This is a genomic window from Microbacterium sp. TPU 3598 (genome assembly GCF_002356155.1).
GTDB classification, from domain to species: domain Bacteria; phylum Actinomycetota; class Actinomycetes; order Actinomycetales; family Microbacteriaceae; genus Microbacterium; species Microbacterium maritypicum_A.
Map to the genome: position 1 here is coordinate 673,762 of NZ_AP017975.1, position 22,475 is coordinate 696,236.

Annotated in this window: 18 protein-coding genes; 11 read left to right on the forward strand and 7 right to left on the reverse strand. The window is 68.4% G+C overall.

Features of this window, described 5'->3' with window-relative positions; genetic code table 11:
- The first annotated feature begins 16 nt into the window (after positions 1–16).
- Positions 17–991 (forward strand): prolyl aminopeptidase, encoded by a 975-nt coding sequence (pip, locus tag MST3598_RS03030; protein WP_029260472.1) that lies wholly within the window; start codon positions 17–19, stop codon positions 989–991.
- 3 nt (positions 992–994) lie between these two features.
- Here the strand turns inward: pip and MST3598_RS03035 are convergent, their stop codons facing one another.
- The 5 genes from MST3598_RS03035 to MST3598_RS03055 are packed head-to-tail and all read right to left on the reverse strand — an operon-like array spanning position 995 to position 6,073.
- A complete protein-coding gene (locus MST3598_RS03035) occupies positions 995–2,791 on the reverse strand; it encodes an aldehyde dehydrogenase family protein (protein ID WP_029260471.1) in 1,797 nt (598 codons plus the stop codon).
- A 28-nt stretch (positions 2,792–2,819) separates the two neighbouring features.
- On the reverse strand, positions 2,820–4,250 hold the full coding sequence (locus MST3598_RS03040; RefSeq protein ID WP_029260470.1) for an MFS transporter: 1,431 nt from the start codon (positions 4,248–4,250) through the stop codon (positions 2,820–2,822).
- A 31-nt stretch (positions 4,251–4,281) separates the two neighbouring features.
- Positions 4,282–4,545: a glutaredoxin family protein gene (locus MST3598_RS03045; protein ID WP_029260469.1), complete on the reverse strand. Its 264-nt coding sequence runs from the start codon at positions 4,543–4,545 to the stop codon at positions 4,282–4,284.
- Positions 4,542–5,576, reverse strand: coding sequence for a cation transporter (locus tag MST3598_RS03050; protein WP_081860193.1), 1,035 nt, complete (start codon positions 5,574–5,576; stop codon positions 4,542–4,544). The genes MST3598_RS03045 and MST3598_RS03050 overlap by 4 nt, the downstream gene beginning before the upstream one ends.
- Positions 5,573–6,073 (reverse strand): transporter substrate-binding domain-containing protein, encoded by a 501-nt coding sequence (locus MST3598_RS03055; RefSeq protein ID WP_029260467.1) that lies wholly within the window; start codon positions 6,071–6,073, stop codon positions 5,573–5,575. Before MST3598_RS03055 ends, MST3598_RS03050 begins: the two co-directional genes overlap by 4 nt.
- A gap of 147 nt (positions 6,074–6,220) precedes the next feature.
- On the opposite strand from MST3598_RS03055, the gene MST3598_RS03060 reads away from it, so the two are divergent.
- A complete protein-coding gene (locus MST3598_RS03060; RefSeq protein ID WP_017831448.1) occupies positions 6,221–6,613 on the forward strand; it encodes an SIP domain-containing protein in 393 nt (130 codons plus the stop codon).
- Between the two features lie 52 nt (positions 6,614–6,665).
- Here MST3598_RS03060 and MST3598_RS03065 read toward each other — a convergent pair whose 3' ends face one another.
- On the reverse strand, positions 6,666–7,121 hold the full coding sequence (locus tag MST3598_RS03065) for an adenylyltransferase/cytidyltransferase family protein (protein WP_021198753.1): 456 nt from the start codon (positions 7,119–7,121) through the stop codon (positions 6,666–6,668).
- Between the two features lie 120 nt (positions 7,122–7,241).
- Here MST3598_RS03065 and MST3598_RS03070 point away from each other — a divergent pair, with 120 nt between their 5' ends.
- Positions 7,242–8,462, forward strand: coding sequence for a glycosyltransferase (locus MST3598_RS03070; RefSeq protein WP_021198752.1), 1,221 nt, complete (start codon positions 7,242–7,244; stop codon positions 8,460–8,462).
- 86 nt (positions 8,463–8,548) lie between these two features.
- On the forward strand, positions 8,549–9,571 hold the full coding sequence (locus MST3598_RS03075) for a glycosyltransferase family 4 protein (RefSeq protein WP_029260466.1): 1,023 nt from the start codon (positions 8,549–8,551) through the stop codon (positions 9,569–9,571).
- 27 nt (positions 9,572–9,598) lie between these two features.
- Here the strand turns inward: MST3598_RS03075 and MST3598_RS18630 are convergent, their stop codons facing one another.
- Positions 9,599–11,569, reverse strand: a complete 1,971-nt coding sequence (locus MST3598_RS18630) for a glycosyltransferase (RefSeq protein WP_231924908.1) — start codon at positions 11,567–11,569, stop codon at positions 9,599–9,601.
- A gap of 221 nt (positions 11,570–11,790) precedes the next feature.
- On the opposite strand from MST3598_RS18630, the gene MST3598_RS03090 reads away from it, so the two are divergent.
- The 7 genes from MST3598_RS03090 to MST3598_RS03120 all read left to right on the forward strand — a co-directional run bounded on the left by MST3598_RS03090 (position 11,791) and on the right by MST3598_RS03120 (position 22,324).
- The gene (locus MST3598_RS03090; protein ID WP_231494423.1) at positions 11,791–12,744 is read left to right on the forward strand and encodes a glycosyltransferase family 2 protein; all 954 of its coding nucleotides are present in this window, start codon (positions 11,791–11,793) and stop codon (positions 12,742–12,744) included.
- Positions 12,735–13,454 carry a CDP-alcohol phosphatidyltransferase family protein gene (locus tag MST3598_RS03095; RefSeq protein WP_021198748.1) on the forward strand — a complete coding sequence of 240 codons (720 nt, stop codon included), beginning with the start codon at positions 12,735–12,737 and terminating at the stop codon, positions 13,452–13,454. Before MST3598_RS03090 ends, MST3598_RS03095 begins: the two co-directional genes overlap by 10 nt.
- Positions 13,451–14,068, forward strand: a complete 618-nt coding sequence (locus tag MST3598_RS03100) for an arsenate reductase/protein-tyrosine-phosphatase family protein (RefSeq protein ID WP_051670956.1) — start codon at positions 13,451–13,453, stop codon at positions 14,066–14,068. The genes MST3598_RS03095 and MST3598_RS03100 overlap by 4 nt, the downstream gene beginning before the upstream one ends.
- Positions 14,069–14,249: 181 nt before the next feature.
- Positions 14,250–14,801 (forward strand): DUF4352 domain-containing protein, encoded by a 552-nt coding sequence (locus tag MST3598_RS03105; RefSeq protein ID WP_021198746.1) that lies wholly within the window; start codon positions 14,250–14,252, stop codon positions 14,799–14,801.
- Positions 14,802–14,887: 86 nt separating this feature from the next.
- On the forward strand, positions 14,888–19,594 hold the full coding sequence (locus MST3598_RS03110; RefSeq protein WP_051670955.1) for a PKD domain-containing protein: 4,707 nt from the start codon (positions 14,888–14,890) through the stop codon (positions 19,592–19,594).
- A gap of 11 nt (positions 19,595–19,605) precedes the next feature.
- Positions 19,606–20,916: a hypothetical protein gene (locus tag MST3598_RS03115; RefSeq protein WP_051670954.1), complete on the forward strand. Its 1,311-nt coding sequence runs from the start codon at positions 19,606–19,608 to the stop codon at positions 20,914–20,916.
- 55 nt (positions 20,917–20,971) lie between these two features.
- Positions 20,972–22,324 carry a polysaccharide biosynthesis tyrosine autokinase gene (locus tag MST3598_RS03120; RefSeq protein ID WP_029258764.1) on the forward strand — a complete coding sequence of 451 codons (1,353 nt, stop codon included), beginning with the start codon at positions 20,972–20,974 and terminating at the stop codon, positions 22,322–22,324.
- Positions 22,325–22,475: the final 151 nt, after the last annotated feature.

Below are 22,475 nucleotides of genomic sequence, written 5' to 3' on the forward strand. Positions count from 1 at the left end.
GGCTGGGGGGCCGACGATGAAGAAGACGGATGCACTGTATCCACCGATCGAACCGTACGAGACAGGGGAACTCCTCGTCGGTGACGGCCACCGGGTCTACTGGGAGGTCAGCGGCAACCCCGAGGGCAAGCCGGTGGTGTTCCTCCACGGCGGTCCCGGCAGTGGGACATCGCCGTGGCAGCGGCGGTTCTTCGATCCGAAGCGCTACCGCATCGTGTTGCTGGACCAGCGGGGCTGCGGGCGCAGCACCCCGCATGCGAGTGCACCCGACGCCGACTTCCGGCACATCACGACGGCCCATCTGATCGCCGACATCGAACTTCTGCGCAAGAATCTCGGCGTCGAGAAGTGGCAGGTGTTCGGCGGATCGTGGGGCAGCGCACTCGCGCTCGCCTACGCGCAGGCGCACCCGGAAGCCGTGACCGAGCTGGTGCTCCGAGGCATCTTCACCCTGCGCCGAGTCGAACTGGAGTGGTTCTACGAGGGTGGTGCCGCGGCGCTGTTCCCCGATCTCTGGGAGAGCTTCCTGGCACCGATCCCCGTGCTGGAGCGCTCGCACATGATCGAGGCGTATCACCGTCGACTGTTCGACCCCGATCCCGCCGTGCACGTGCCGGCGGCGGTCGCCTGGTCCACCTGGGAGGCATCGACCGTCACCCTGACCCCGGATACCGCGCAGATCGAGGCGATGTCCGATCCGGCGAAGGCCACGGCGTTCGCCCGCATCGAGAACCATTTCTTCGTCAATCGCGGCTGGTGGGAGGAAGGGCAGCTGATCGCCGGTGTCGACGTCATCCGTCATATCCCGACGGTCATCGTGCAGGGACGACATGATGTCGCGACACCGATGATGACCGCATGGGATCTGCACCGCGCCTGGCCCGAGGCGGAGTTCGTCGTGGTCGACGATGCCGGTCACGCGGCCACAGAGCCCGGCACGCAGAAGGCGCTCCGAGCAGCGACCGATCGGTTCGCGCGATCGACGCGTTGACCGTCAGGCCTGCAGCGCCTTCGTCAGCGTCTTCACGAGCCCGGTGATGCTGCCGTCCACCCGGTAGCGGGTCAGCCCTTCGCTGACGGCCGCCCCGGTGCGCGCGGAGACGAACCAGGGAGGCTTCGGCAGGATCGTGAATCGTCCACCGCCGTTCGCGATCGGCAGCGACCGGGGGAACGGGCGGAAAGGGCCGCGCAGCACCGAGCGTTCGACGCCGTCGAGCAGGAGGGCGTTGTGCACCACACCGATGCCGCTGCCGACGTCGCCGATCGTTCCACCGGGGAATGCACCCCATGTGAGGGTGGGGGTGATGAAGGCGAACGCCGTCCAGCTGTTGATCGCGATGGACCCGTAGTGGAGCGCGGCGATGGCCCGCTCGAAGCCGGCGCCGAGCGACTTCTCGGTCGCGGGGTCGATCAGCAGGTTCGCGCCGAGGGTGCCCTGGAGCTTGTCGTTGGCGTGAGTCACGGCGGCGTCCAGGAAGTCCTGGCCCGTGCCCGGCACGGTCACGACGCCCAGCACGGGGGCGAAGTACTCGGTGCTCTCCAGCGCCGTCGGATCGTCGTCGGCATCGATCTCGACGAGCAGCCGGTCGCCCAGCACGAGGGCGTCGGGGTAGGCGTCGGTCGCGAGCTCCATCCGCGACGAAGAACCGGGGTACCAGATCGGGCGCTCCGGCGCGTTGGCGTACGCGCGCCGCAGCGCTGCGCGGAAAGCATCCGCCTGGTCCCAGTCGGACGAGATGATCACGACCTGGCCGGCGATGCAGTTGTGCCCGCAGTTCTGCAGCCGCATGGTCGCGATGTGCTCGGCCTGGTAGGTGAGGTCGGCATCGGTCCAGGCGCCGGGCACGACGATGATGGGGGAGACGCCGCCGAGCTCAGCCGTGATGGGCTTCTTCAGCTGGGGGCGATCCTCACGACGTCGTCGCTTCGTCGCCGCCGCGCCCTCGCCCTTCGACGGACCCCAGACGATGGTGTCGAACGTCGCCGCCGAGCCGGTGATGTGCACGTGCACGAGTCCGGGGTGGCCGGTGAGGTAGGCCCCGACGTCGGGCCCGCCGCGGACGATGCGCAGGAACCCGGGCTCGATGAGCGGCGCGAGTGCGCGCTTGTAGACCGGCACCAGCGCATCCTGTGTCGGGTTCACCTTGAGCAGAGCCGTGCGGTTGTGGGCGAGCAGCTCGTAGAGCACGTCGAGCACCGGGATCGACGTCACGTTCCCCGCTCCGAGCACGAGGCCCACACCGCCCGACTCGGTGGGCGTGCGCTGCGCGAGGCCGGCCGCTGCGCGCGCGGCGCCGGGGGTGATCCCCGGTTCCAGCCAGACCTCGCCCGCGAAGCCCGACAACAGGAACCCGTCGATGCCGGTGAGGGGGAAGGCGTGCACGCGGGTGCGTCCTCCGGGCGCGCGATCGATCGTGATCCCGTCGAGCGGGTTCACACCGTTCGCCAGGCGCGAGAGGGTCTCGATATAGGCGTCGAGCGCGCCGAGCACGCTGTACGGTCCGCTGAGCCACTCTTCACCGCGCAGGGGATGCCGCGCGTCGAGGCCCTTCGATGCGGCGGCCGTGTGCGCCCAATCCTCCGCGGTGGCGGCGACGCTCGTGCGCACCGCGCGCAGCAGCGTCGCCCGTTGGGCGACGGTGAGGGCAGACCAGGTGCGCGTTCCGGTCTGAAGGGCATCGACCGCGGCGTCGAGCCGTTCTCTTTCCCCTTCGCCCAGCTCCGGAGCTGCGCTTCCCGACGCGCGCTTCGAGGTCGGGGCGGAGGTGGCGGTTGTGCTCGCAGAAGTCATCGACGTCTCCTTCGGACGGGATCCCAGCTTAGGCATGGAAGGGCTCGAGGGTATCGATGTCCGCTCGGCGCAGGCGGTAGTGGCGGAGGGTCAGCAGACTCCCGGCCATCAGCACGGCGGGCAGCGCGCTGAAGCTGAGCACGATGCCCGTGACGGCCGCGTCCGGCTGTTCGACCGTGGCGCCTGCGACGGTCGAGATGTAGCCGGTGGCCGCGAGGGTCAACGACACAGCGGTCGCGCCGAGGGCGAAGCCCACGGTCTCGCCCGCGGTCCAGATGCCGGTGAAGGTGCCGGCCTGTCCCGCTCCGCTCGTGCGTTCGTCGTGCGAGATCACATCGGGCAGCATGGCCATCGGCAGCGACTGGAGTCCTGCGTAGGCGACGCCGGCCACCGCGACGGACACGTAGATCCAGGCGCCGGATGCCCAGACGGCGAAGACGAGCGACGCCGCGGCCGCGGTGAACAGCACGGTGGCCATCGCGAACGCCCGCTCCTTGCCGACCCGTCGCGCGATCACGGTCCATCCCGGGGTGGCGAGCAGTGCGGGGCCCACCAGCGCGACGAAGACGAAGGTGACCGCGTCCTCCGACCGCAGCACCCAGGTCGCCACGTACTGCGCGCCGGCGAGCATCGTTCCCGTTGCGAGCGCCTGCAGCACGAACGTCCCCAGGAGTGCACGGAAGGGCTGGCTGCGCCCGAGTGCGCGGAAGCCCGACATGTACTGGTGCCGCCAGGTCGAAGTGGCGGTGGCGGCAGCGTCAGCGGTGGGGATGGCAGCGTCAGCGGTGGTGACGGGGGAGACTGCGGTGCGCTTCGCCGCCACATCCGCCGTCCGGGAGGCGATCAGCATGCCGATGCCGATTGCGATACCCGAGGCGATGCCCATCAAGAGGTAGCCCTGCACAGGGTCGTCGCCGGCATTGCGCAGGGCGGGGCCACCGGCGCCGAACAGCAGGATGGCTGCCGTCAGCACGACCACGCGCCACCCGAGCAGACGCGTGCGCTCGTCGTAGCTGCCGGTCAGTTCCGCGGGCAGGGCGACGTACGGCACCTGGAACAGGCTGAATGCCGTCGCGGTCGCCAGGAAGGCCAGCAGCACGCTGATCGCTCCGACGACCGGTCCCCAGGAAGGCGGTACGGCGAAGGTGAGGGCGAAGAAGAGGGGCAGAGCGAGCGCACCGGTCACCATGAACCCGCGGCGCGACCCGGTGCGGGCGAGCTGGCGATCGGACGCGGCCCCGATCAGCGGGTCGATCAGCACGTCCCAGATCTTCGCCGCCGTGACGATCAGACCGGCGGCGAGGGCGGCGACACCGAGATTGTCGGTGAGGAAGTAGGTCAGCACGAGGCCCGGCAGTGTCGCATAGCCGCCAGTCCCGAGCGAGCCTATCGCGTACAGCACGATCGTGCGCGGAGAAAGACGGACGGGTGCTCGTTCGGACCGAGCCTCGGTGCTCATCGCGCCAGTGTAGTGGGGCGATGCCGCGGGGTCAGATCAGCGAGAGCTCGCGCAGCTTCGACTCGACGTCGGCGTTCGACGGCTCGACGTGGTGCGAGGCGTCGGGGTACACGACGACGGGGATGTTGGTGCGGCCCGAGATCTCCTTCGCCACGTCTGCGGCGGCGGGCTCGGCGACCAGGTCGACGTACGTGTACTCGACACCGAGCGCGTCGAGCTGCTTCTTGGTGCGGATGCAGTCGCGGCACCAGTCGGCGCCGAACATCGTGATGGTGTCGGAGGCAAGAGCAGTCATGCATCCAGCCTACGGCCGCGCGGATGAGGTGGCGCTGAGTGTCGGCTGGGCACACGGTGGCCCGTGTCCGCCTCGTCGGGCAGCTGCTCGACCGGGATGACGACGACGTCCTGAATCTTCCAATCGAGGTCGGCGATCCCCTCGGCGGCCGCGCTGAGGTCGGTCACCCTCACCGTGCGGCGGTGTGGCACGACGAACGCCTCGATGTGGAACACCTGCCCCTGGTCGCGCATGCGGACCGCGGCCCGCGAGACCCAGAGACGGCTCCGCAGGTAGGACACGATATCGGCGGCCAGCGGATGTGGCTGCGTGCTGTCGTACGTGCGTGCGCGCTGATCCATGAGATCGACCACGGCTGTGCGGGTGTTGCGGAAGCCATCCCAGACGATGCCCAGCGAGATGAAGAGGGCTGCGGCTCCGTCCAGCCACCACAGGCCGACACCCACGCCGAGAACGCCCACGATCGAGGCGACCGTCGTCTGCCAGTCGGCCTTCGCCATGTCGGCGTCGGCGTACAGCAGCTTGTTGTGCAGCACGGGGGCGAGCTTCGACTTCGCCGGCCCGTAGAAGAACACGGGGCCGATGATGACGACCGCCATCACCGCGACCATCAGCCAGCCGAGCCAGATGGTCTGACCGAACAGCTGCACGGTGCCGATAGTGGGATGCTCAGCGGCGATCAGCCCGGTGACGGCCTCGATGGCGAGGTTCAGGCCGACGGCGAGCAGCGCCACACCCGCGACGAGATGCCCGATGCCCATCGCCCTGTGCAGACCGTACGGGTGCTTCCTGGTGGGGCGACGACGCACCAAGAGGAGCGCCGCGAGGAAGGCGAACTGCGGGATGAGGGACAGCATGTCCTCGATCCACGCCGTCCGCATGGCCTGGGACTCGCCGACCACCAAGGCGATCACGGCGATGGTGATCGACGTGTAGACGATCGTGAAGATCTCCCAGCGCACGGCGCTCCGGATCGCCCTCTGCTGTTCTGGGGGGAGGGTTGTGCGACCGAACTGCCCTGTCTCGTTCATTCGCCGACCTCCTCGTCGAGGAAGCGCTCGAGAGAGGAGAGGAACGCGTTCTCGCCGAGAGGCACCAGCATGACGATCTCTCGACCGTCGGCGCCTTCGATCCCGCGGTAGCCGCGAGTGACTCCGGCTTCGTCCACCCAGGGGGTGTCGCTCGTGATGCCGCCGGCGACAAGGTCGAGGTGCCCTTCTTCGAGCATCGTCACGAGAGTCTCCTCCGAGGCGACGGTCCAGTCGGTCTCGGCATGGAGGCGGGAGGCGAACCCGTCGACGAGGTCGACGATGCTCCCGGTCGGTTCCCCGTGCTCGATCCGGACGAGGTCGCCGTCCGGCGCCGTGCCGACGCGGAGTTCGCCGCCGGAGACCGTCTCCAAGGTTCCGTCCGGGTCAGCGGGTACCGTGAGTCCGCATCCGCCCAGAGCGAGGGTCAGGAGCAGCGCAACGGCGACCGACGCCGCTCGGAGGCGGTGACGGCTGCGGCGCGCGAATGCTCGGTTCACACTCGCAGGATGCCTTTGCGGCGACTCTCGGAACAGGCCGTTGACGGGGTGCACGCGCGAGGGCTAGAGATGACGGCGCGGTCGGATCGACGCGTTGATCCGGACTCATCCCTTGTAAGTAAGGGTGCCCTAACTTAGGCTGGGGCCATGAGTGGCGCATGCGAGCATCTGGAGGATCCCGATTGGGACGACATCGAGGGTGCCGTGCTCATCGCCGGCGACGCCGCCGACGCCGGCTTCATCGCGAGCATCGCCGCGCGGTTGCCGTGGGACGCGCAGGGCGTCGTCATCCTCGAAGCGGCGGCACGTATCCAGTTCCGACACATCGACGTCCCCGACGGGGTGTCGGTGCGCTGGCTCGTGCGTGGAGACGGAACGAGGGCGCATACGCGTGGCGAACGGCTCGCGAACGCCGTGCACGCGTGGTGCGTGGAGTGGGCATGCAGTGAGCCGCCGTCGCAGTGGACGGTGTGGCTCGGGCCGCACACTCCGCCGCACGTGGCGCGCATGGCGCGCAGTCTGCTCGGCGTCGCCAACTGACCTCACGTCGGCGGTGGCGCACCGACCGGGCGGCGAAGGGCTGCTCGGGCTCTCAGCGCACCGAGGCGACCGCGGGAGCGTTCGCGCCCGCGGTGATCGCGTCGAGTGCGCGACGCAGCGACGAGCTCGACGTGTGCGCCGTGTACGGGAAGTACACGACCTCGACGCCGACCTCGGCGAACTCGCGCTCCAGGCGCAGACCCTTCTCGGTGCCGCGCCAGTCGTCACCCTTGAAGAAGTGCGTGAACTGCACGTCGCGCCACGAGTCCATCTTCGACGGCGTCGTCTCGACGTAGACGTCATCGACGAACGAGATGTGCTTCACGATCTCCGCCCGCTCGGCCGTCGGGATGACGGGCTCGATGCCCTTCACCTGACGCAGCATCTCGTCGCTGACGACGCCTGCGATCAGAATGTCGCAGTGCTGCTTGGCGTGACGAAGAAGGTTCAGATGCCCGACGTGAAACAGGTCGAAAGCACCAACGGCATAGCCGATACGCGTCCCCATGATCTCCCCAGATCAGTAATTCCCCAGTAAGCGGATCCCCATCCGCTTCGCGACTCCCACAGCCGCGGTTCGAAAGTCTAGCAGGTCCGGGTTTCCTCCCGCATAGGAACCCGTGGAACGATGGAGGCCGCACGCGATGCGCGTGGGGGACAGGGGGCGGACGTGGGGACACCGGTCACGGTCATCGTGCCGACGTTCAACGAGCGCGACAACATCGCCGAGCTCGTGGCACGGACTGCGGTCGCCCTCGAGGGGTGGGACGCCGAGATCCTGTTCGTCGACGACAGCACGGATGACACGGCGGCCGAGGTCGCGCGGGTGGCGGCAGATGCTCCGCTCCCCGTGCGCGTGATCCACCGCTCCGAGAACACGGGCGGACTGGGCGGCGCCGTCGTCGTCGGGCTCGAGGCCGCGGCCTTCGACATCTGCATCGTGATGGACGGCGACCTGCAGCATCCGCCCGAACTCCTCCCCACCCTGCTCGCCCGGTATGCGCAGGGAGACGCCGATGTCGTCGCCGCGTCCCGCTACATCGGCGGAGGGGACACGAGCGGCCTCGGCACCGCTGTGCGCTTCGGCGTCTCCCGCGTCGCGACGTGGCTGACGCGGGCGATGTTCCCGATCCGTCTCGCCCGCAGCACTGACCCGATGACCGGGTTCTTCCTGGTCGATCGCGGTCGTCTCGACCGCTCGACGCTCCAACCCCGGGGTTTCAAGATCCTCCTCGAGATCCTCGCTCGCAACGATCTGCGCATCGCCGAGGTGCCGATGGAGTTCGCTGAACGTCGACACGGCACGTCCAAGGCGAGCATGCGTCAGGGGGCGATGTTCCTCGAGCACCTCGCGCGCCTGCGCTTCGGCAAGATGTCGTTGTTCGCACTGATCGGTGCGATCGGCGCCGCCGCCAACCTCGGGATCATGTGGGCGCTCACCGCCGCAGGGGTCCCGTACATCTGGGCGGCGATCATCGGTGCCGAGGTCACGATCATCGGCAACTTCGTGCTGCAGGAGCGCTTCGTGTTCGCCGATATGCGGACCGACGCGCGCGCCCTCGGCATCCGCTTCGCCAGCTCCTTCGCGTTCAACAACATCGAGGCCGCACTGCGGATCCCGGTGATGGCTCTGATGGTCGAGTCGTGGCACATCTCGAGCGTCGTCGCGACCGGCCTCTCGCTCATCGTGGCGTTCTTCGCCCGCTTCCTCTTCCACTCGCTCGTCGTGTACGCGCCCCAGCGGCGACGCAAGGGTGAGGGCGATGGTGCCGAGCCCCCGACGGACACCGCGGCCCAGCGCGTCATCCGCGCCATCGATGCCGAGGTGATGAAGCCCGGCGAGCTCTGAGGGCGGAGTTCCTTCCGGAGCCGGTTTCCAGGGTGATCGGCGACTCCTCTCTTGCCAGGACGGGTGAGGGGGTCCATAGTGGGCTCGTGGAATCCGAGGGCGGTCCCTCGCTGTCTCTCACCTGGGCGCATCGTGTCGAACAGTCGGCGCGCACCTGGGAGCAGAGCCACGCCAGGGGAGAGGTGCCCAGCATCTGGCCGTACGGTCTCGATGCACTGCGTGACCACGCGGCGGTCGAGGTGATCGACCTCGCCCCGCCGGGCCGCGTCGCGCGAGCTCGTGCGCGATTGTCCATGGGGCCGCGCCCCGTCGACGGTCTCACGCTGACGTGGGATGAGAACACGGCCTATCGGATGCAGACGACCCACCCGCGGACCCGATTCGCCACCGGGGTGATCTGGCTCACGGATATGGCCGAGACCGGGGAGGCACCGGCACGGATGGTCGCGATGCTCAGCAGGGCGGAGGCCGCCTGGGTGCTCAGCGACGCACAGGTCGAACCTCTGCGAACGATGCTCGGGCACGGACCGACGCGCGTGTTCGCTGTCCCTTTCGGCATCGACAGTGCGTTCTTCGTCCCGAGGCCCTATCCGGACCGGCCGCGGATCGTGAGCGTGGGGAACGACCGCGACCGCGACCCCGCCACCCTCTATGCGGCGCTCGCCCGGGTCCTCGCCATCCGTCCGGAGACCGAGGCGGTGGTTCAGACGCGGTCGGATCTCGACCCGCCGGAGGGGGTCCGGGTCGTGCGGCACATGCCGCATGCCGACCTCCGCGACCTCTACGCCACCGCGAGCGTGGTCGTCATCCCGACCCGGCCGAACCTCCATGCCTCCGGGATGACGGTCGCACTCGAAGCGCTCGCGACGGCGCGTCCTGTCGTCGTCACCGATACCCCGGGGATGGAGCAGTACGTGAGCGAGGGGCGCACCGGACACCTCGTTCGTCCGGAGGATCCCGCCGAGCTCGCCCTCGCGCTGCTCCGACTGCTCGACGATCCGGGACATGCCGCCGAGCTCGGGCGGAACGGCCGGATCGAGGTGGAGCGGCGTTTCACGACGCAGATCATGGTCGCATCTCTCGTGCGAGGGCTGCTGGCCCCCGCCTGACGATGCGCCGGGTGCTGCCGAGGCGCCCTAGTGCTTGGCGCCGCGTCGCTTGACCCGCACGGCGGCGCGGAACGCGTCCGCGTGCGCGCGGCCGGCGTCGGCCCAGTCGCGGCGGGAGAGATCGGGCGAGCCCGTCAGCGTGGTCGCGGACCGCCACGCCTCGACGACGGTCGGCGCATCGAGATCGCCGTCGTACATCAGCACCCACTCCGGTCCGACTTCGCGTCCGAGAGCCTCGTTCGCCTCGTTGCGGGGGACGAGCACCGGTCGGTCCATCGACAGGGCGGCGAGGACGCTGCCCGAGTTGTGCATGAAACGGTAGGCCAGCACGATCAGGTCGGAAGAGGTCGCGAGCTGGACGAGTTCGGCATCGCTCAGGAAGTCGAGGTGGAGCTCGACGCCCGGGAGATCCGCGGTCCGCGCCCGGAGGTCGTCGCCGAGCTCAGGGGTGGACGGCCGCCCGCCGATTCGCAGGCTCAGCGCCGGCTCGACCGTCACGGCCTCGGCATAGGCGTCGATGAAGCCCTCCAGGCCCTTGTAGCGACGGATGCCGCCGAACGACCCCAGCTGCCCCGTCACCCGCTCCGCCGAGGGGAACTTCGCGTACCAGCCGCGGTAGTCGCCGTGCAGGATCAGGCTGTGCGGGGTGCCGGGGGCGAGCGGAGTGGTCTCGTTGATGACGATCCGGTAGTCGGTGTGGCGATCGATGAAACGCAGCAGCCACAGCCGAGGCGCGTTGTCGTCGGGGAGTTCGATGTTGTGCACGGTGCGCACCACGGCGATGCGACGGGAGAGGCGGTGTCGGAACACGAGCGCCGTCGTGAGGAGGAACTTGCCCGTGGACTTCCACCACGTGGAGCCGTGCAGCTTCGCCTCCGGCCAATGCCAGTGGAAGGCGTCGTAGCGTCCGAACAGAGCCGTCCCCCAGGAGAACCGCAGGCGGGTCAGGCCCTCCGTGGATCCGAGCGCCTCATCGAGCATCTTGTTGTACGGGTTCGTCGTCGGACGGGGGGCGCCCAACGATTGCATCACGCGGATGCTCGATGCGGTGTCGGTCATGGTCGTGTCATCCTCCGATGGGCGGCGGTACTCGTCATAGCGACGGCCGAGGGCGGCGGCGATGGTGCCGCGGCCGCGGTGCACGAGGCGGGTTCCTCTGGCGTGATGGGTGATGTTCGAGGTCAGTGTTCCGAAGATCCTGCGCAGGCCGCCGACGACGATCCGGGCCACGCCGCCCACCAGGGCCTTCAACCGCAGGATGCCGCGACGGATCTTCCCGTCGGTCAACATCAGCTGGATGCGGGTGCCGGCATTCGCGGAGCTGTATGCCCGTTGCGCCGCCCAGGCGCGGCTCAGGCGCGACGCGACGACGAGATCCTCTGTCTCCGATTCGTTGCACCACACGATCAGGCCGCCACGACGTGCGAGCTGCCGCGAGAAGAGCGTGTCCTCCCCACCGCCCAGACCGAGGGACGGATCGAAGCGCAGCCCGAGCCGACGGACGGAACGGAGGTCGAGCAGCAGGTTGCCCGCGGCGGCCACCTGCAGCACGGTGCCCGTCCGTCTCGGCGGTCGCCGGAACGTGCCGGACGCGAGCAGCCACGGGTCGACGTCCTCGTCGAAGACCGAGATCACGCGGCCCATCACGGCGTCCGCACCGTGTTCGCGCCAGACCTCGATGAGCGAGGAGAGCCATGCCTCCCGAGGGATCTCGTCGTCGTCGATGAAGGCGAGGAGATCGCGATCGGCGCTTTCATCCAGGATGCGGTTGCGCGCGGCGACGATCCCCGGTGCGGGTTCGACGACGTAGCGCACAGGGAGATCCGCGTCCGCGGCGATGCTCCGCGCAGAACCCGCGGGGTCGTTGTCGACGACCAGCACATCCACCGCGACTCCGAGGTCGGCGCATTCGGCGATGCGTGCGGGGAGCGTCCGGAGCAGGGCCGCCAGAAGCTCGGGCCTCCGGTACGTGGGTACGCCGATCGTCACAGTGATCATGTCGTTCGATTCCGGTCCCCTGCTCATCCGCCCCATCCCCATGGCAGTATCGCGCCTCGACTCCGACGCCGGCTCATCGTATCGTGAACCCCCTGATACCGATCTGCGGGGGCTGCTCTCGCGTATAGTCGTTGTCCTGGGAGTCGACGTCGGTCGCGACTCTGGGGAATTCGACCGACGACCCGAGGCGATCCGTGACCCGGATCCGGGGGGAGGATCGCGTGTCAATCGAGCACGGACGGCTTGCCGTCGTCGTCGTCAACTACGCCTCGGCGTGGCTTCTGCAACGCAATCTGGTGACCGTGGAGCGCGAAGCGCAGGCGATCGATCCCGACGTGCTCGTCCTCGTCGTCGACAACTGGTCGAACGCCGACGAACGGCGTGCCGCCGGCGAAGTCGCCGACGCGCACGGCTGGCTGCTGATCGAATCGGAATCGAACTCGGGTTTCGGCGGCGGCGTCAACATCGGTGTCACGCGCGCGCTCGCCGAGGGGGCGACCGACGTGCTCGTCATCAATCCCGATGCGCACATCGACCGCGACTCCCTGCGTCGACTCGCTTCCGTCACCGCAGCCTCACGCACCACGCTCGCTTCGCCGGTCATCACGGATTCCGATGGAAGAACCTGGTTCGCCGGCATCGACCTCCTGCTCGACGACGGCACCATGCGCGCACGTCGCAAGCGCGTCGACGGCGATGCGCAGCCGTTCGAACCTTGGCTGAGCGGGGCCTGCCTGTGGATCACGCGCGAAGTGTGGGAGCTCGCCGGCGGTTTCGACGACGACTACTTCCTGTACTGGGAAGACGTCGACTTCTCTCGCCGCGTGGTGTCCGCCGGCGGCTCGCTGATGCTCGTCGAAGACGCCAATGCGGTGCATGATGAGGGCGGCACGCAGCGCGCCGAACCCGAGACCTCCCGGGCGAAATCCGAGGGGTATTACTACTACAACATCCGCAACCGGATGCTGTACGCGGTGCGTCATCTCGACGATGCCGCGGTGCAGCGCTGGCGCCGGTCCATCCCCCGCACGGCCAGAGAGGTCATCCTCCGAGGTGGGCGACGGCAGCTGATCCAGTCGGCCGCACCGATCCGGGCCTATCTTCGCGGTGTCCGCGAGGCCCGTCGGATCGCGCGGACCCACGCAACGGTCCAGAAGGGCAGGAAATGGTCGTAGACGCATATCACCGTCTCGCGCGTGCGCAGAAGGGGCACGCCCGAGGGGCACCCGCTTACTCGGTGTACGTCAACCGTCGTATCGGGCGGGTGCTCGCCGCCGTGGCCTACCGGATCGGTCTCACCCCCAACCAGGTGTCGATCATCAGCGCGGTGCACTCGTTCGTCGCGATCGGACTGATCGCGTTCGGTCCCGTGAACGTGCCCATGGGGCTGCTGATCGCCCTCCTTCTGGTGCTCGGGTATGCCTGGGATTCCGCGGACGGCCAGGTCGCACGTCTGCGCGGCGGGGGAAGCCCCCAGGGCGAGTGGCTCGATCACTTCATCGACACGATCAAGATCGCCTCGCTCCATCTCGCCGTGCTCATCGGGCTCTACCGCGTCCTCCCCGAGACGCCTCTGCTGCTGTTGATCCCGATCGTGTTCAGCATCGTGGCCACGACCACGTTCTCCGGAATGCTCCTCAACGACCTGCTCAAGGGAAAGCACGCGGTGGCGTCGACCCATGAGCGCGGCGGCGGGACCCTGCTGCGGTCTCTCATCCTGCTGCCGACCGACTTCGGTCTCGTGTGCCTCGTGTTCGTCCTGTGGGGATGGACCCCGGCGTTCCTCGTCGGCTACGGCGCACTCTGCGCGGCCGCCGTCCTGTTCCTGGCACTCGCCGCGGTGAAGTGGTTCCGCGAGATCGGAAAGCTCGGGGAGGCCGCATGACCGACGAGAAGATCCTCGTGGTCTGCGCCGCCAACGTCTGCCGGTCGCCTCTGGCCGAACTCGCGTTGAGGCGGGGGCTCGGGGCGGATTCGCCCCTCTCGGTGAGCAGCGCGGGCATCCGAGCGAACGCGGGCGACCCGATCTGCTCGGTCGTGGCGTCGTTGCACGACGACGAGGAGTGGCAGGCCCAAGCCCGGGCGCACCGGGCGCGACCGGTCACGGTCGAGCAGATCGAGCAGGCGAGCATCGTGCTCACGGCTTCGCGCGACATCCGTGGCGAGCTGGTGCGACTGGCACCGCGGTCGCGTGACTGGATGTTCACGATCAAGGAAGCCGCTCACCTCGGTGAGGGCTTCGCGTCGTCTGCTCCGGATCGCGTGGCGGAATATGTCGCCCACCTCGACCGGGGTCGATCGAGAGCCGTTCCGTTGGCCGCGTCCGGAGGTGTCGGGACCCGCCTGCGGCAGCTCTTCGGAGGCCGCACGACCGTCGACCCGACGAGCATCGCCGATCGCCACGGAAGCCGCGGACACCTGGAGACGATCTCGGAGGTCGAGGCCTCCGTCGCGACCATCCTGGCGCAACTGGGAGGACATCGGCGACAGTCTTCTTGAGCGAACACTTGCGATATTCCGGTCCTCGCACTACGATTAGCCGACGCCGCGTTCTACGCGGTTGAAGGGGACCCGAAGCCGAGGGGGCTTTGGGAACGGGGAATCTGGGTTCTGGGGAGCTGCAGTGTTCAAAGTTTCATCATGCCGTTCTGGGGACGGCTCTTCGCGCTCACTACGAGCGATGGTCGTCGCGCCGTTGGTGGCGCTCGCACTCGTCACGGCCGGCTGCACCGCAGCGCCTGGCGCGTCCGAGACGCCGGCGCCTGAAGGCACCAGCACCACCGACTGGACGCCGCCTTCCGACACGGAGACCGAAGGGCCCACCGAGGCTCCGGCGCTCACCGAGCAGAGCGGGGCGCTCGACGCACCGATCGCGCTCTCCACCGACATGGTGGTCACGATCGACAAGATCTCGACGACGACCATCAAGCCCGAGACGCCCGGCGAGTACGCCGGCTCCGCAGTCGTCGTCACGCTCTCCGTGTCCAACGACTCGAAGCGCGCGCAGAGCGTCGATTCCGCCGTCGTCAGCCTCGTCACGGACGACGGCGACATCGGCGTCTCGACCACCGCCGGTCCGAACGAGCCCCTGCAGGGCGAGCTCGCCGCCGGCGCGAAGGCCACGGGGACCTACGTCTTCATGCTCGACCCGACTCAGGGCCGCTCGGTGAAGATCAGCGTCAACTACGCCGCAGGAGAGCCGGTGGCGACGTTCGCCGGCCAGCTCTCCTGACGCGCACGCATTCTTTCGCATCACTTTCGGTTTTTCATCGCACTAACTCATTTTCGAAGAAGAAAACTGGCGGCTGGGGAGTCACTATGGGGAACACATCGACCACGAGGCGGGCGCTGAGCGCGCTTGCGTCTGTCGTGACGGCGGCATTGCTCGTCGCCGGCATGACGACACTGGGTGCACAGGCGGCGTCGGCAGACGTCCCGTCGACACCACCGCCCCTGCTGCAGCGCGACGACAACGTCGTCACGTCGGATCCGATTCCGACCGTGCAGATCGACAACGGCTACGTCTGGTCTCAGACGACCATCGGTTCGACCGTGTACGCGGTCGGCAAGTTCGACAACGCCCGTGCGCCCCTGGCTGCCCCGGGAACGAGCCTGACGGCGCGTTCGAACGTTCTCGCCTATGACATCAACACCGGCCAGCTGCTGTCGTTCGCCCCGCAGGTGAACGGCGTGATCAAGGCCGTCGCCGCCTCGCCCGACGGAAGCCGCATCTACATCGGCGGCTCCTTCAACTCGGTCAACGGTCAGGCGCGCTGGAACTTCGCGGCCCTCGATGCCGTGACCGGTCAGCTCGTCCCCGGATTCTCGCCGTCCATCGGCGGCAGCGGCGTCTACGCGCTCGCCACCTCGGGATCGAGCGTCTACGTCGGCGGCCTGTTCACGCAGGGCAACGGAACGGCTCGCAAGAACCTCGCCGGCTTCAACGCCGCCAACGGGGCCCTGCTGAGCTGGGCACCGCAGACCGACCTCCAGGTCGACGCGATGGTCATGGACCCCGCGGGTCAGAACGTCATCGCCGCCGGCCGCTTCTCGCAGGTGAACGGCGACCTGACCATGCGCGGCACCGTCGCGCTGGACAAGACGACCGGTGCCGTCGACTCGTCGTGGGCGCTCCCGCAGACGGTCAAGAACGGCTCCAACACGGGCAGCAACTCGGGCAAGGCCGGCATCTTCGGACTCGCCGCCGATGCCACGGCCGTCTACGGCACCGGCTGGGTCTACGCCGACGCCGCCACGGGAAACCTCGAGGGCACGTTCGCGGCGGAGGCCGGAACCGGACAGGTCCGCTGGATCGCCGACTGCCTCGGCGACCACTACGGCGTCTACTCGACCGGCAAGGTCGTCTACACGACCAGCCACACGCACGCGTGCGGCACGATGAACCTGCACCCCGAGCAGAACCCGCGCACGCACCGCTACTCCGAGGCGTACACGGCCGATGCCCGCGGTTCGCTGGGCAACCAGCCCGCAGCCGGCGGCACCTACAAGAACTGGGCGGGCACCCCCGCGCCGTCTCCCTACGCCTGGACGCCCGACTGGGCCGTCGGCGTGACGACGGGCCTGGGTCAGGCCGGACTCTCCATCACCGGCGCCGGCAACATGATCTCGATCGGCGGCGAGTTCCGCTCGGTCAACAACGGTCGATTCGAGGGCCTCGTGCGCTTCTCGACGAACCCTCCGGGCGGAGCCAAGGACGGACCCCGCCTCGCCGCGGCCAACTGGACAGGCACTGCGCAGTCGTTCATTCCGGGTCGCGTCCGCGTCTCGATCCCGGCCAACTGGGACCGCGACGACCTGACGCTCACGTATGAGCTCCGTCGCACGGGCACGGCGACCCCTGTCGCCACGACCACGGCGAACGGAACCTGGTGGAACCGACCGGCCGTCATCCTCGAAGACAAGACCGCCACGCCGGGGTCGCAGCAGGAGTACACGGTCGTCGCGAAGGACGGCAACGGCAACACCGTGAGCAGTCAGGCGATGTCCGTGACCGTCGCATCGGGCACGGTCTCGAGCTACACCAACGCGGTCATCACGGATAACCCGCAGCTGTACTACCCGTTGGGCACCGCGCCGCAGGACTGGGCGGGGGCGAACCCGCCGGTGTTCGGCTCGGGCGTGACGTCGTCGACCTCCGGTGTCGAGAACACCGCCACCGGTGCCTCGACCTTCTCCGGAACGAGCACGGGACGAATCTCGTCGACCGACAAGATCGCCGCCCCGACGGAGTTCTCGACCGAACTGTGGTTCAAGACGAACACGACGACCGGTGGGAAGCTTCTCGGCTACGGGAACGCGGCATCGGGTGACTCCACGAGCTACGACCGTCATCTCTACATGACGAACAACGGTCGGCTGGTCTTCGGCACGTACAACGGCAGCACGCAGACCGTACAGAACTCCACGGCGTTGAACAACAATGCGTGGCACCATGCTGTGGCCACGCAGAGCGCTGCCGGCATGAAGCTGTACATCGACGGCGCTCTCGTCTCATCGGCAGCCGGTGCGACCACTGCCGAGAACTACGTCGGCTACTGGCGCGTCGGCGGGGACAACCTCAACGGCTGGCCGTCCGCGCCGAGCTCGATCAACTTCAAGGGTGCGCTCGACGAGGTCGCGGTCTACCCCTACGCGCTGACCGCCGCACAGGTGCAGACGCACTACGGCATCGGCAAGGGCTTCCAGCCGCCGACCGCCGCCTTCACCGCGACGCCGACCGATCTCGCGGTGGCGTTCGACGCCAGTGCATCCGCACCGACCGGCTCGGCCACGATCACCGGCTACAGCTGGGACTTCGGTGACGACTCGGCGACGGCCACCGGCCAGACGGTCTCGCACACCTACACCGCCGCGGGAACCTACACGGCCAAGCTCACGGTCACGGACAGCAACGGGCTGGCCACCACGACCGAGAACCCGGTCGTGGTCCAGGCGGCGAATGTGCTGCCCACCGCCTCCTTCGAGGTCACGGGCACCGGTCTCTCGGTCTCCGCCGATGCCTCCGCCTCCACCGACTCCGACGGCACGATCGCGTCGTACGACTGGAACTGGGGCGACGGATCGACGTCGAGCGGCCAGGTCGCCAGCCACGTGTACGCCTCGGCGGGCACGCGCACGGTGACCCTGACCGTCACCGACAACCGTGGTGGCACGGCGACCACCACGCGTGAGGCCGTCACGACCCATGCGAACCCGGTCGCGACGTTCACATCGACCGCGTCGGGAATGAACGTCGACGTCTCGGCCGCAGGGTCGAGCGCGTCCGACGGGGCGACGCTCTCCTACTCCTGGAACTGGGGCGACGGAACGCCTGCGGGTACAGGGGCGACCGCCGGCCACACGTACACCCAGCCGGGTGCGCATGACATCACCCTCACGGTCACCGACAGCCTCGGCGGCTCGGCGAGCGTCACGAAGTCCGTGACCGTTCAGGCGCAGGTGTTCGCAGCATCCGACTCGTTCGGCCGCGTCGTCTCGAGTGGCTGGGGCGCGGCTGATGTCGGCGGCACCTGGGCACCCATGAGCGGTTCGGCCGCCGTCACCTCCGTCGCCGACGGCGTCGGCAAGGTGAATCTCACCCCGGGCGAGACCCGCGAGATGCTGTTGCAGGGCACGTCGCTCCTCGACACGTCGGCGCGGATCACCTACTCGCTGGCCTCCGGACCGTCGACGGGTGTCGCGTACGAGGGACTCGGCGCACGTCGCTCCGGTTCGAACGGCTACCGTGCGCTCGCATGGCACCGTGCGGACGGCACCACGTGGCTCGTGATCCACCGCAACGGAACGGCCATCGCCAGCACCGCGGTCGCCGGTCTCACGTGGACCGCGGGAAGCACTTTCAACCTCGCCATGGAGACCACGGGTTCCGGAACCACGACGATCCGCGCGAAGCTGTGGGCGGCCGGCGCTGCAGAGCCCGCTAACTGGCAGCTCTCGACCACGGATGCGACGCCGGCCCTCCAGGCCGCCGGAGCCCCGACGGTGTTCTCCTACCGAGCCGGCAGCGCGACCGGCACCAACCTCGCGAGCTTCGACGACTTCACGCTGAAGAACCTCGGAGCCGCGACACCGCAGCCCGAGCCGCAGCCCGAGCCGCAGCCGACGAACGTCGCGCCGACCGCCGCGTTCACGGCGACGGCCACGGGCCTGACCGTCAACGTCAACGGCGGAGCGTCGACCGACTCGGACGGCACCATCGCCTCCTACGCCTGGAACTTCGGAGACGGAACGACAGGCACCGGAGCGACGAGCTCGCGGGCGTACACGGCGGCGGGCACCTACACGGTGACCCTCACGGTGACGGACGACAAGGGCGCGACCAACACCGCCACCCAGCAGGTCACGGTCACGGCACCTCCTGTCGAGCCGCAGCCTGAGCCCAACCCGGCAGCGCTGGCGAGCGATGAGTTCGACCGCACCGCTGGTCCCGGCTGGGGGAGCGCGGTCACCGGCGGTGCCTGGAGCATCGCCGGAGGCTCGCAGGCGGCGGCGACCGTCGCCGACGGCCAGGGCAAGCTGAGCCTGGTCGCCGGAGACACCCGTCATGCGACGCTCAACACGACGTCGATCGGTGATGCCCTCTTCGAGACGCAGTTCCGCGTCGATCAGGCTCCCGCCGCGGGTGGCGCCTACATCGGAGTCATCGCCCGTCAGACGGCCGCGGGGAAGTACTTCGCCCGCGCGTGGCTCCGTCCCGACGGAACCGTGTGGCTCGTGGTCCACCGTGAAGGGACCGTGGTGCTCACGCAGGCCGTGCCCGGGCTGGTCTGGGCGGCGAACACGTCGTACAGCCTGAAGGTGTCGGTCACCGGGTCGACCTCGACCGCCATCTCGGCGAAGATCTGGGCGACGGGTACCACCGAGCCGGCGAACTGGCAGATCAACGCGACGGATGCGACGCCGCTGGCTGCGGGAGCGGTCGGCCTCAGCGGCAACCGGTCGGGCAGTTCGACGGCGCCTCTGAACGTCTCGTTCGATTCGTTCCGCGTCACCGCGCCCCAGTAAGATCCTGACGCATGGCCACTGCTGTTCCGATCGCGCTCCTCGCCGTCGGAGGAATCGCAGCAGTGGCCATCGTCGTGTTCGTGCTCCGGCTGATGCCGCGCACCGCTTTCGTGGCCTGGGCATGCGTGCTCTTCTTCGTGCCGCTCTGGGTCGGCGTGAACGTCGGCTTCTACTGGGCGGCGATCACGCTGCTCACGGCTTTGATGATCATCGTCAACTGGTCCGTCGTCCCTCTGCGCGCCGCGGATGCCTGGGTCGTGGCGTTCATCATCGTCATCGTCGGACTGTACGGCTTCGGCTCGGTGGACCTTCCGTCTCTCGTCGCCGCGCTGCTCGAGTGGGTCATCCCTTACCTCTGGGGGCGCGTCGTCCTCGCCCGCATCGCGCCGGGGTGGGTCACGTCGACGATCGCCGTGGTCGCGATCATCGCCGCGGTCCTCGGCATCGTCGAGTTCTTCACGTCGTTCAACCCGTTCGTGCTGATCCCGGGATCGGGCGTCATCTACGACACCTGGAGCCCTCTGCAGGAACGCGGCGGGGTCTTGAGGGTGGAAGGCGCGTTCGGGCATTCGATCGCCCTGGGAGCGGCCCTGGCGATGTCGTCGGCGTTCATCGTGGCGACGAAGTGGCGTCTGCTCCCGAAGATCGGCGGCGTCGTACTCATCGCCGTGGCGACGGTCCTGACGTTCAGTCGCGCGGGTCAGCTCACCCTCGTGCTCACTCTGGTGCTGTCCACGTTCCTGATCGTCGGGGTGTCCACCCGGTTCCGGGTCGCGATCGTCACCGCCGGCGTCATCGGCACCGTCATCGCGATCCCGATCATCGACTCCGTCTTCGGGGCGGCGGGCGATGAGGCCGGCGGCAGCGCGGACTATCGGACCGACCTCCTCGTGCTCCTCCAGCAGGTGCAGCTCTTCGGCAATCCGGGAGACTGGCATTCGCTCGTCTCGGGTGACTACTACCTCGGCTACTTCGCGCGCTCCGTCGACAACGCCCTCGTCCTCACGCTGCTCCGCTACGGCTACGTGCCGACCCTGCTGATCATGGCGGCGATCGTCTGCGCGGCGATCATGACCGTGCGACGTTCGACCCGGAGCCCGGCGTCCATCGCCGTCGTGGGGCAGCTGCCGAGCCTCGTGGTGGTCGCACTGATCACGCAGTACAGCATGTTCCTCTGGTTCTGCGTGGGGCTCGCGATCACGTGGGCCCGCGACGCCGACGCGCTCGGTGGAATGCGCGAGGGACCTGTGGAGATACGGCGGGGATCGCTCGAGACTTCGCGCCCGCCCCGTGGCGCCGTGGAGCGCCCTGCACAGTCATGAAGTCGTGGAATCGAACACTCCTCTAGAATCGAAGTCTGAGGGGGAATGGGGAGTCATGGGCGAGAGCCGGGTGAGTCTGCGCGTCATCGCCAGCTCGTTGCGCAAGTTCTGGTGGATGGTCGTGCTCTTCGGGGTCGTCGGGGCCGCGGGCTCCTACGGGTACGCCTCGCTGCAGACCCCGCTCTTCCAGGCGACGACCTCGCTCTACTTCGCTCTCAATCAGGGCACCAGCGCCTCCGACCTCAACCAGGGCTCTGTGTACACGCAGAGCCAGATGCTGTCCTTCGCGCAGCTCGCGACGAGCTCGCGGGTGCTCGATCCCGTCATCGAGGAGCTCGGCCTCGACACGACGCCGCGCGCTCTCGCGCGTGACATCGAGGTCACGATCCCGCAGAGCACCGTGACGCTGCGCATCACGGGGATCACCGATGACGCGAAGGAGGCCGCCGAGCTGGCCGACGCCGTGGCCGAACAACTCATCATCGTGGTCAAGGATGTGGCGCCGAAAGACCCACAGGGCGAATCCACGATCACCGCTCAGGTGATCGATGATGCCGTCGTGCCCGAGTTCCAGTTCACACCGAGCAAGCCTCGCGACGCTCTCCTCGGAGGCTTCCTGGGTGGCGTCCTCGGACTCGCCATCGCGGCGTTGATCGGTGTGCTCGACACCCGCATGCGCACCGAGGAGACGCTGACCGAGGCGGGCGGCGACCCTGTGCTGGGCGTCGTCTCGAAGTCTCCGCTGCTGGCCATGCGCGGTATCGCTGTGGCCCAGGAGCCGCTGGGCCACACCTCCGAGGAGTTCCGTCGCATCCGCTCGGCGCTCGCCTACGCGAACGTCTCCTCACGGGTGAAGGTGCTGCTGGTGACGTCGGGCATGCCGTCCGAGGGCAAGTCGACCGTCTCGGTGAATCTCGCCATGACGCTCGCCGGGCTGCGCAACTCCGTCCTGCTGATCGACGCCGATATGCGGCGGCCGCGGGCTCACGAGCACGCCGGCATCGACGGCTCGATCGGACTCACGAGCGTGCTGCTCGACGAGGTCGAGTTCGAGGTGGCCAAGCACAGCGTGGCAGACAGCACACTCGACATCCTCCCCGCCGGCACCATCCCGCCGAATCCTGCGGAGTTGCTCACCTCCGCTCGCATGGCGCAGCTGCTCGACTTCGCTGCGGCGGAGTACGACTACGTCGTGATCGATTCTCCGCCCATCCTGAGCGTGGCGGACGCGAACCTCTTCGCCACCCAGACCGACGGCGTGATCCTCGTGGTCGACGCGACCAAGACCCGTCGCGCCGCCCTCGCGAAGAGCGTCAAGTCGCTCGAATCGGGTGGCGCGCGCATCCTCGGCACCGTCCTGAACCGTGCTCGTCCGGATCGACACCGCAGCGAGTACTACAGCGACTGACGCGATGTCTCGACGCGGAGACACCGCGCAGGCGACGGAGTATATCGGTGTGACGCTGTGTTCGTTTGTCTTTGCCTCGGTAGCCGGGTATTCTTCATGAGTTGCGAGGGGGACTCGCTCTTTGCTGCCGGGGTCTAAACTGCGGCGGAGA

Excerpts from the sequence above, each read along its gene's own strand:
- MST3598_RS03065 (WP_021198753.1), bottom strand. The coding sequence starts at position 7,121 with ATGGGGACGCGTATCGGCTATGCCGTTGGTGCTTTCGACCTGTTTCAC.
- MST3598_RS03105 (WP_021198746.1), top strand. The coding sequence starts at position 14,250 with ATGGTCGTCGCGCCGTTGGTGGCGCTCGCACTCGTCACGGCCGGCTGC.
- MST3598_RS03110 (WP_051670955.1), top strand. The coding sequence starts at position 14,888 with ATGGGGAACACATCGACCACGAGGCGGGCGCTGAGCGCGCTTGCGTCT.
- MST3598_RS03100 (WP_051670956.1), top strand. The coding sequence starts at position 13,451 with ATGACCGACGAGAAGATCCTCGTGGTCTGCGCCGCCAACGTCTGCCGG.
- MST3598_RS03040 (WP_029260470.1), bottom strand. The coding sequence starts at position 4,250 with ATGAGCACCGAGGCTCGGTCCGAACGAGCACCCGTCCGTCTTTCTCCG.
- pip (WP_029260472.1), top strand. The coding sequence starts at position 17 with ATGAAGAAGACGGATGCACTGTATCCACCGATCGAACCGTACGAGACA.
- MST3598_RS18630 (WP_231924908.1), bottom strand. The coding sequence starts at position 11,569 with ATGATCACTGTGACGATCGGCGTACCCACGTACCGGAGGCCCGAGCTT.
- MST3598_RS03095 (WP_021198748.1), top strand. The coding sequence starts at position 12,735 with ATGGTCGTAGACGCATATCACCGTCTCGCGCGTGCGCAGAAGGGGCAC.
- MST3598_RS03050 (WP_081860193.1), bottom strand. The coding sequence starts at position 5,576 with ATGAACGAGACAGGGCAGTTCGGTCGCACAACCCTCCCCCCAGAACAG.
- MST3598_RS03120 (WP_029258764.1), top strand. The coding sequence starts at position 20,972 with ATGGGCGAGAGCCGGGTGAGTCTGCGCGTCATCGCCAGCTCGTTGCGC.
- MST3598_RS03045 (WP_029260469.1), bottom strand. The coding sequence starts at position 4,545 with ATGACTGCTCTTGCCTCCGACACCATCACGATGTTCGGCGCCGACTGG.
- MST3598_RS03115 (WP_051670954.1), top strand. The coding sequence starts at position 19,606 with ATGGCCACTGCTGTTCCGATCGCGCTCCTCGCCGTCGGAGGAATCGCA.
- MST3598_RS03035 (WP_029260471.1), bottom strand. The coding sequence starts at position 2,791 with ATGACTTCTGCGAGCACAACCGCCACCTCCGCCCCGACCTCGAAGCGC.
- MST3598_RS03060 (WP_017831448.1), top strand. The coding sequence starts at position 6,221 with ATGAGTGGCGCATGCGAGCATCTGGAGGATCCCGATTGGGACGACATC.
- MST3598_RS03070 (WP_021198752.1), top strand. The coding sequence starts at position 7,242 with ATGGAGGCCGCACGCGATGCGCGTGGGGGACAGGGGGCGGACGTGGGG.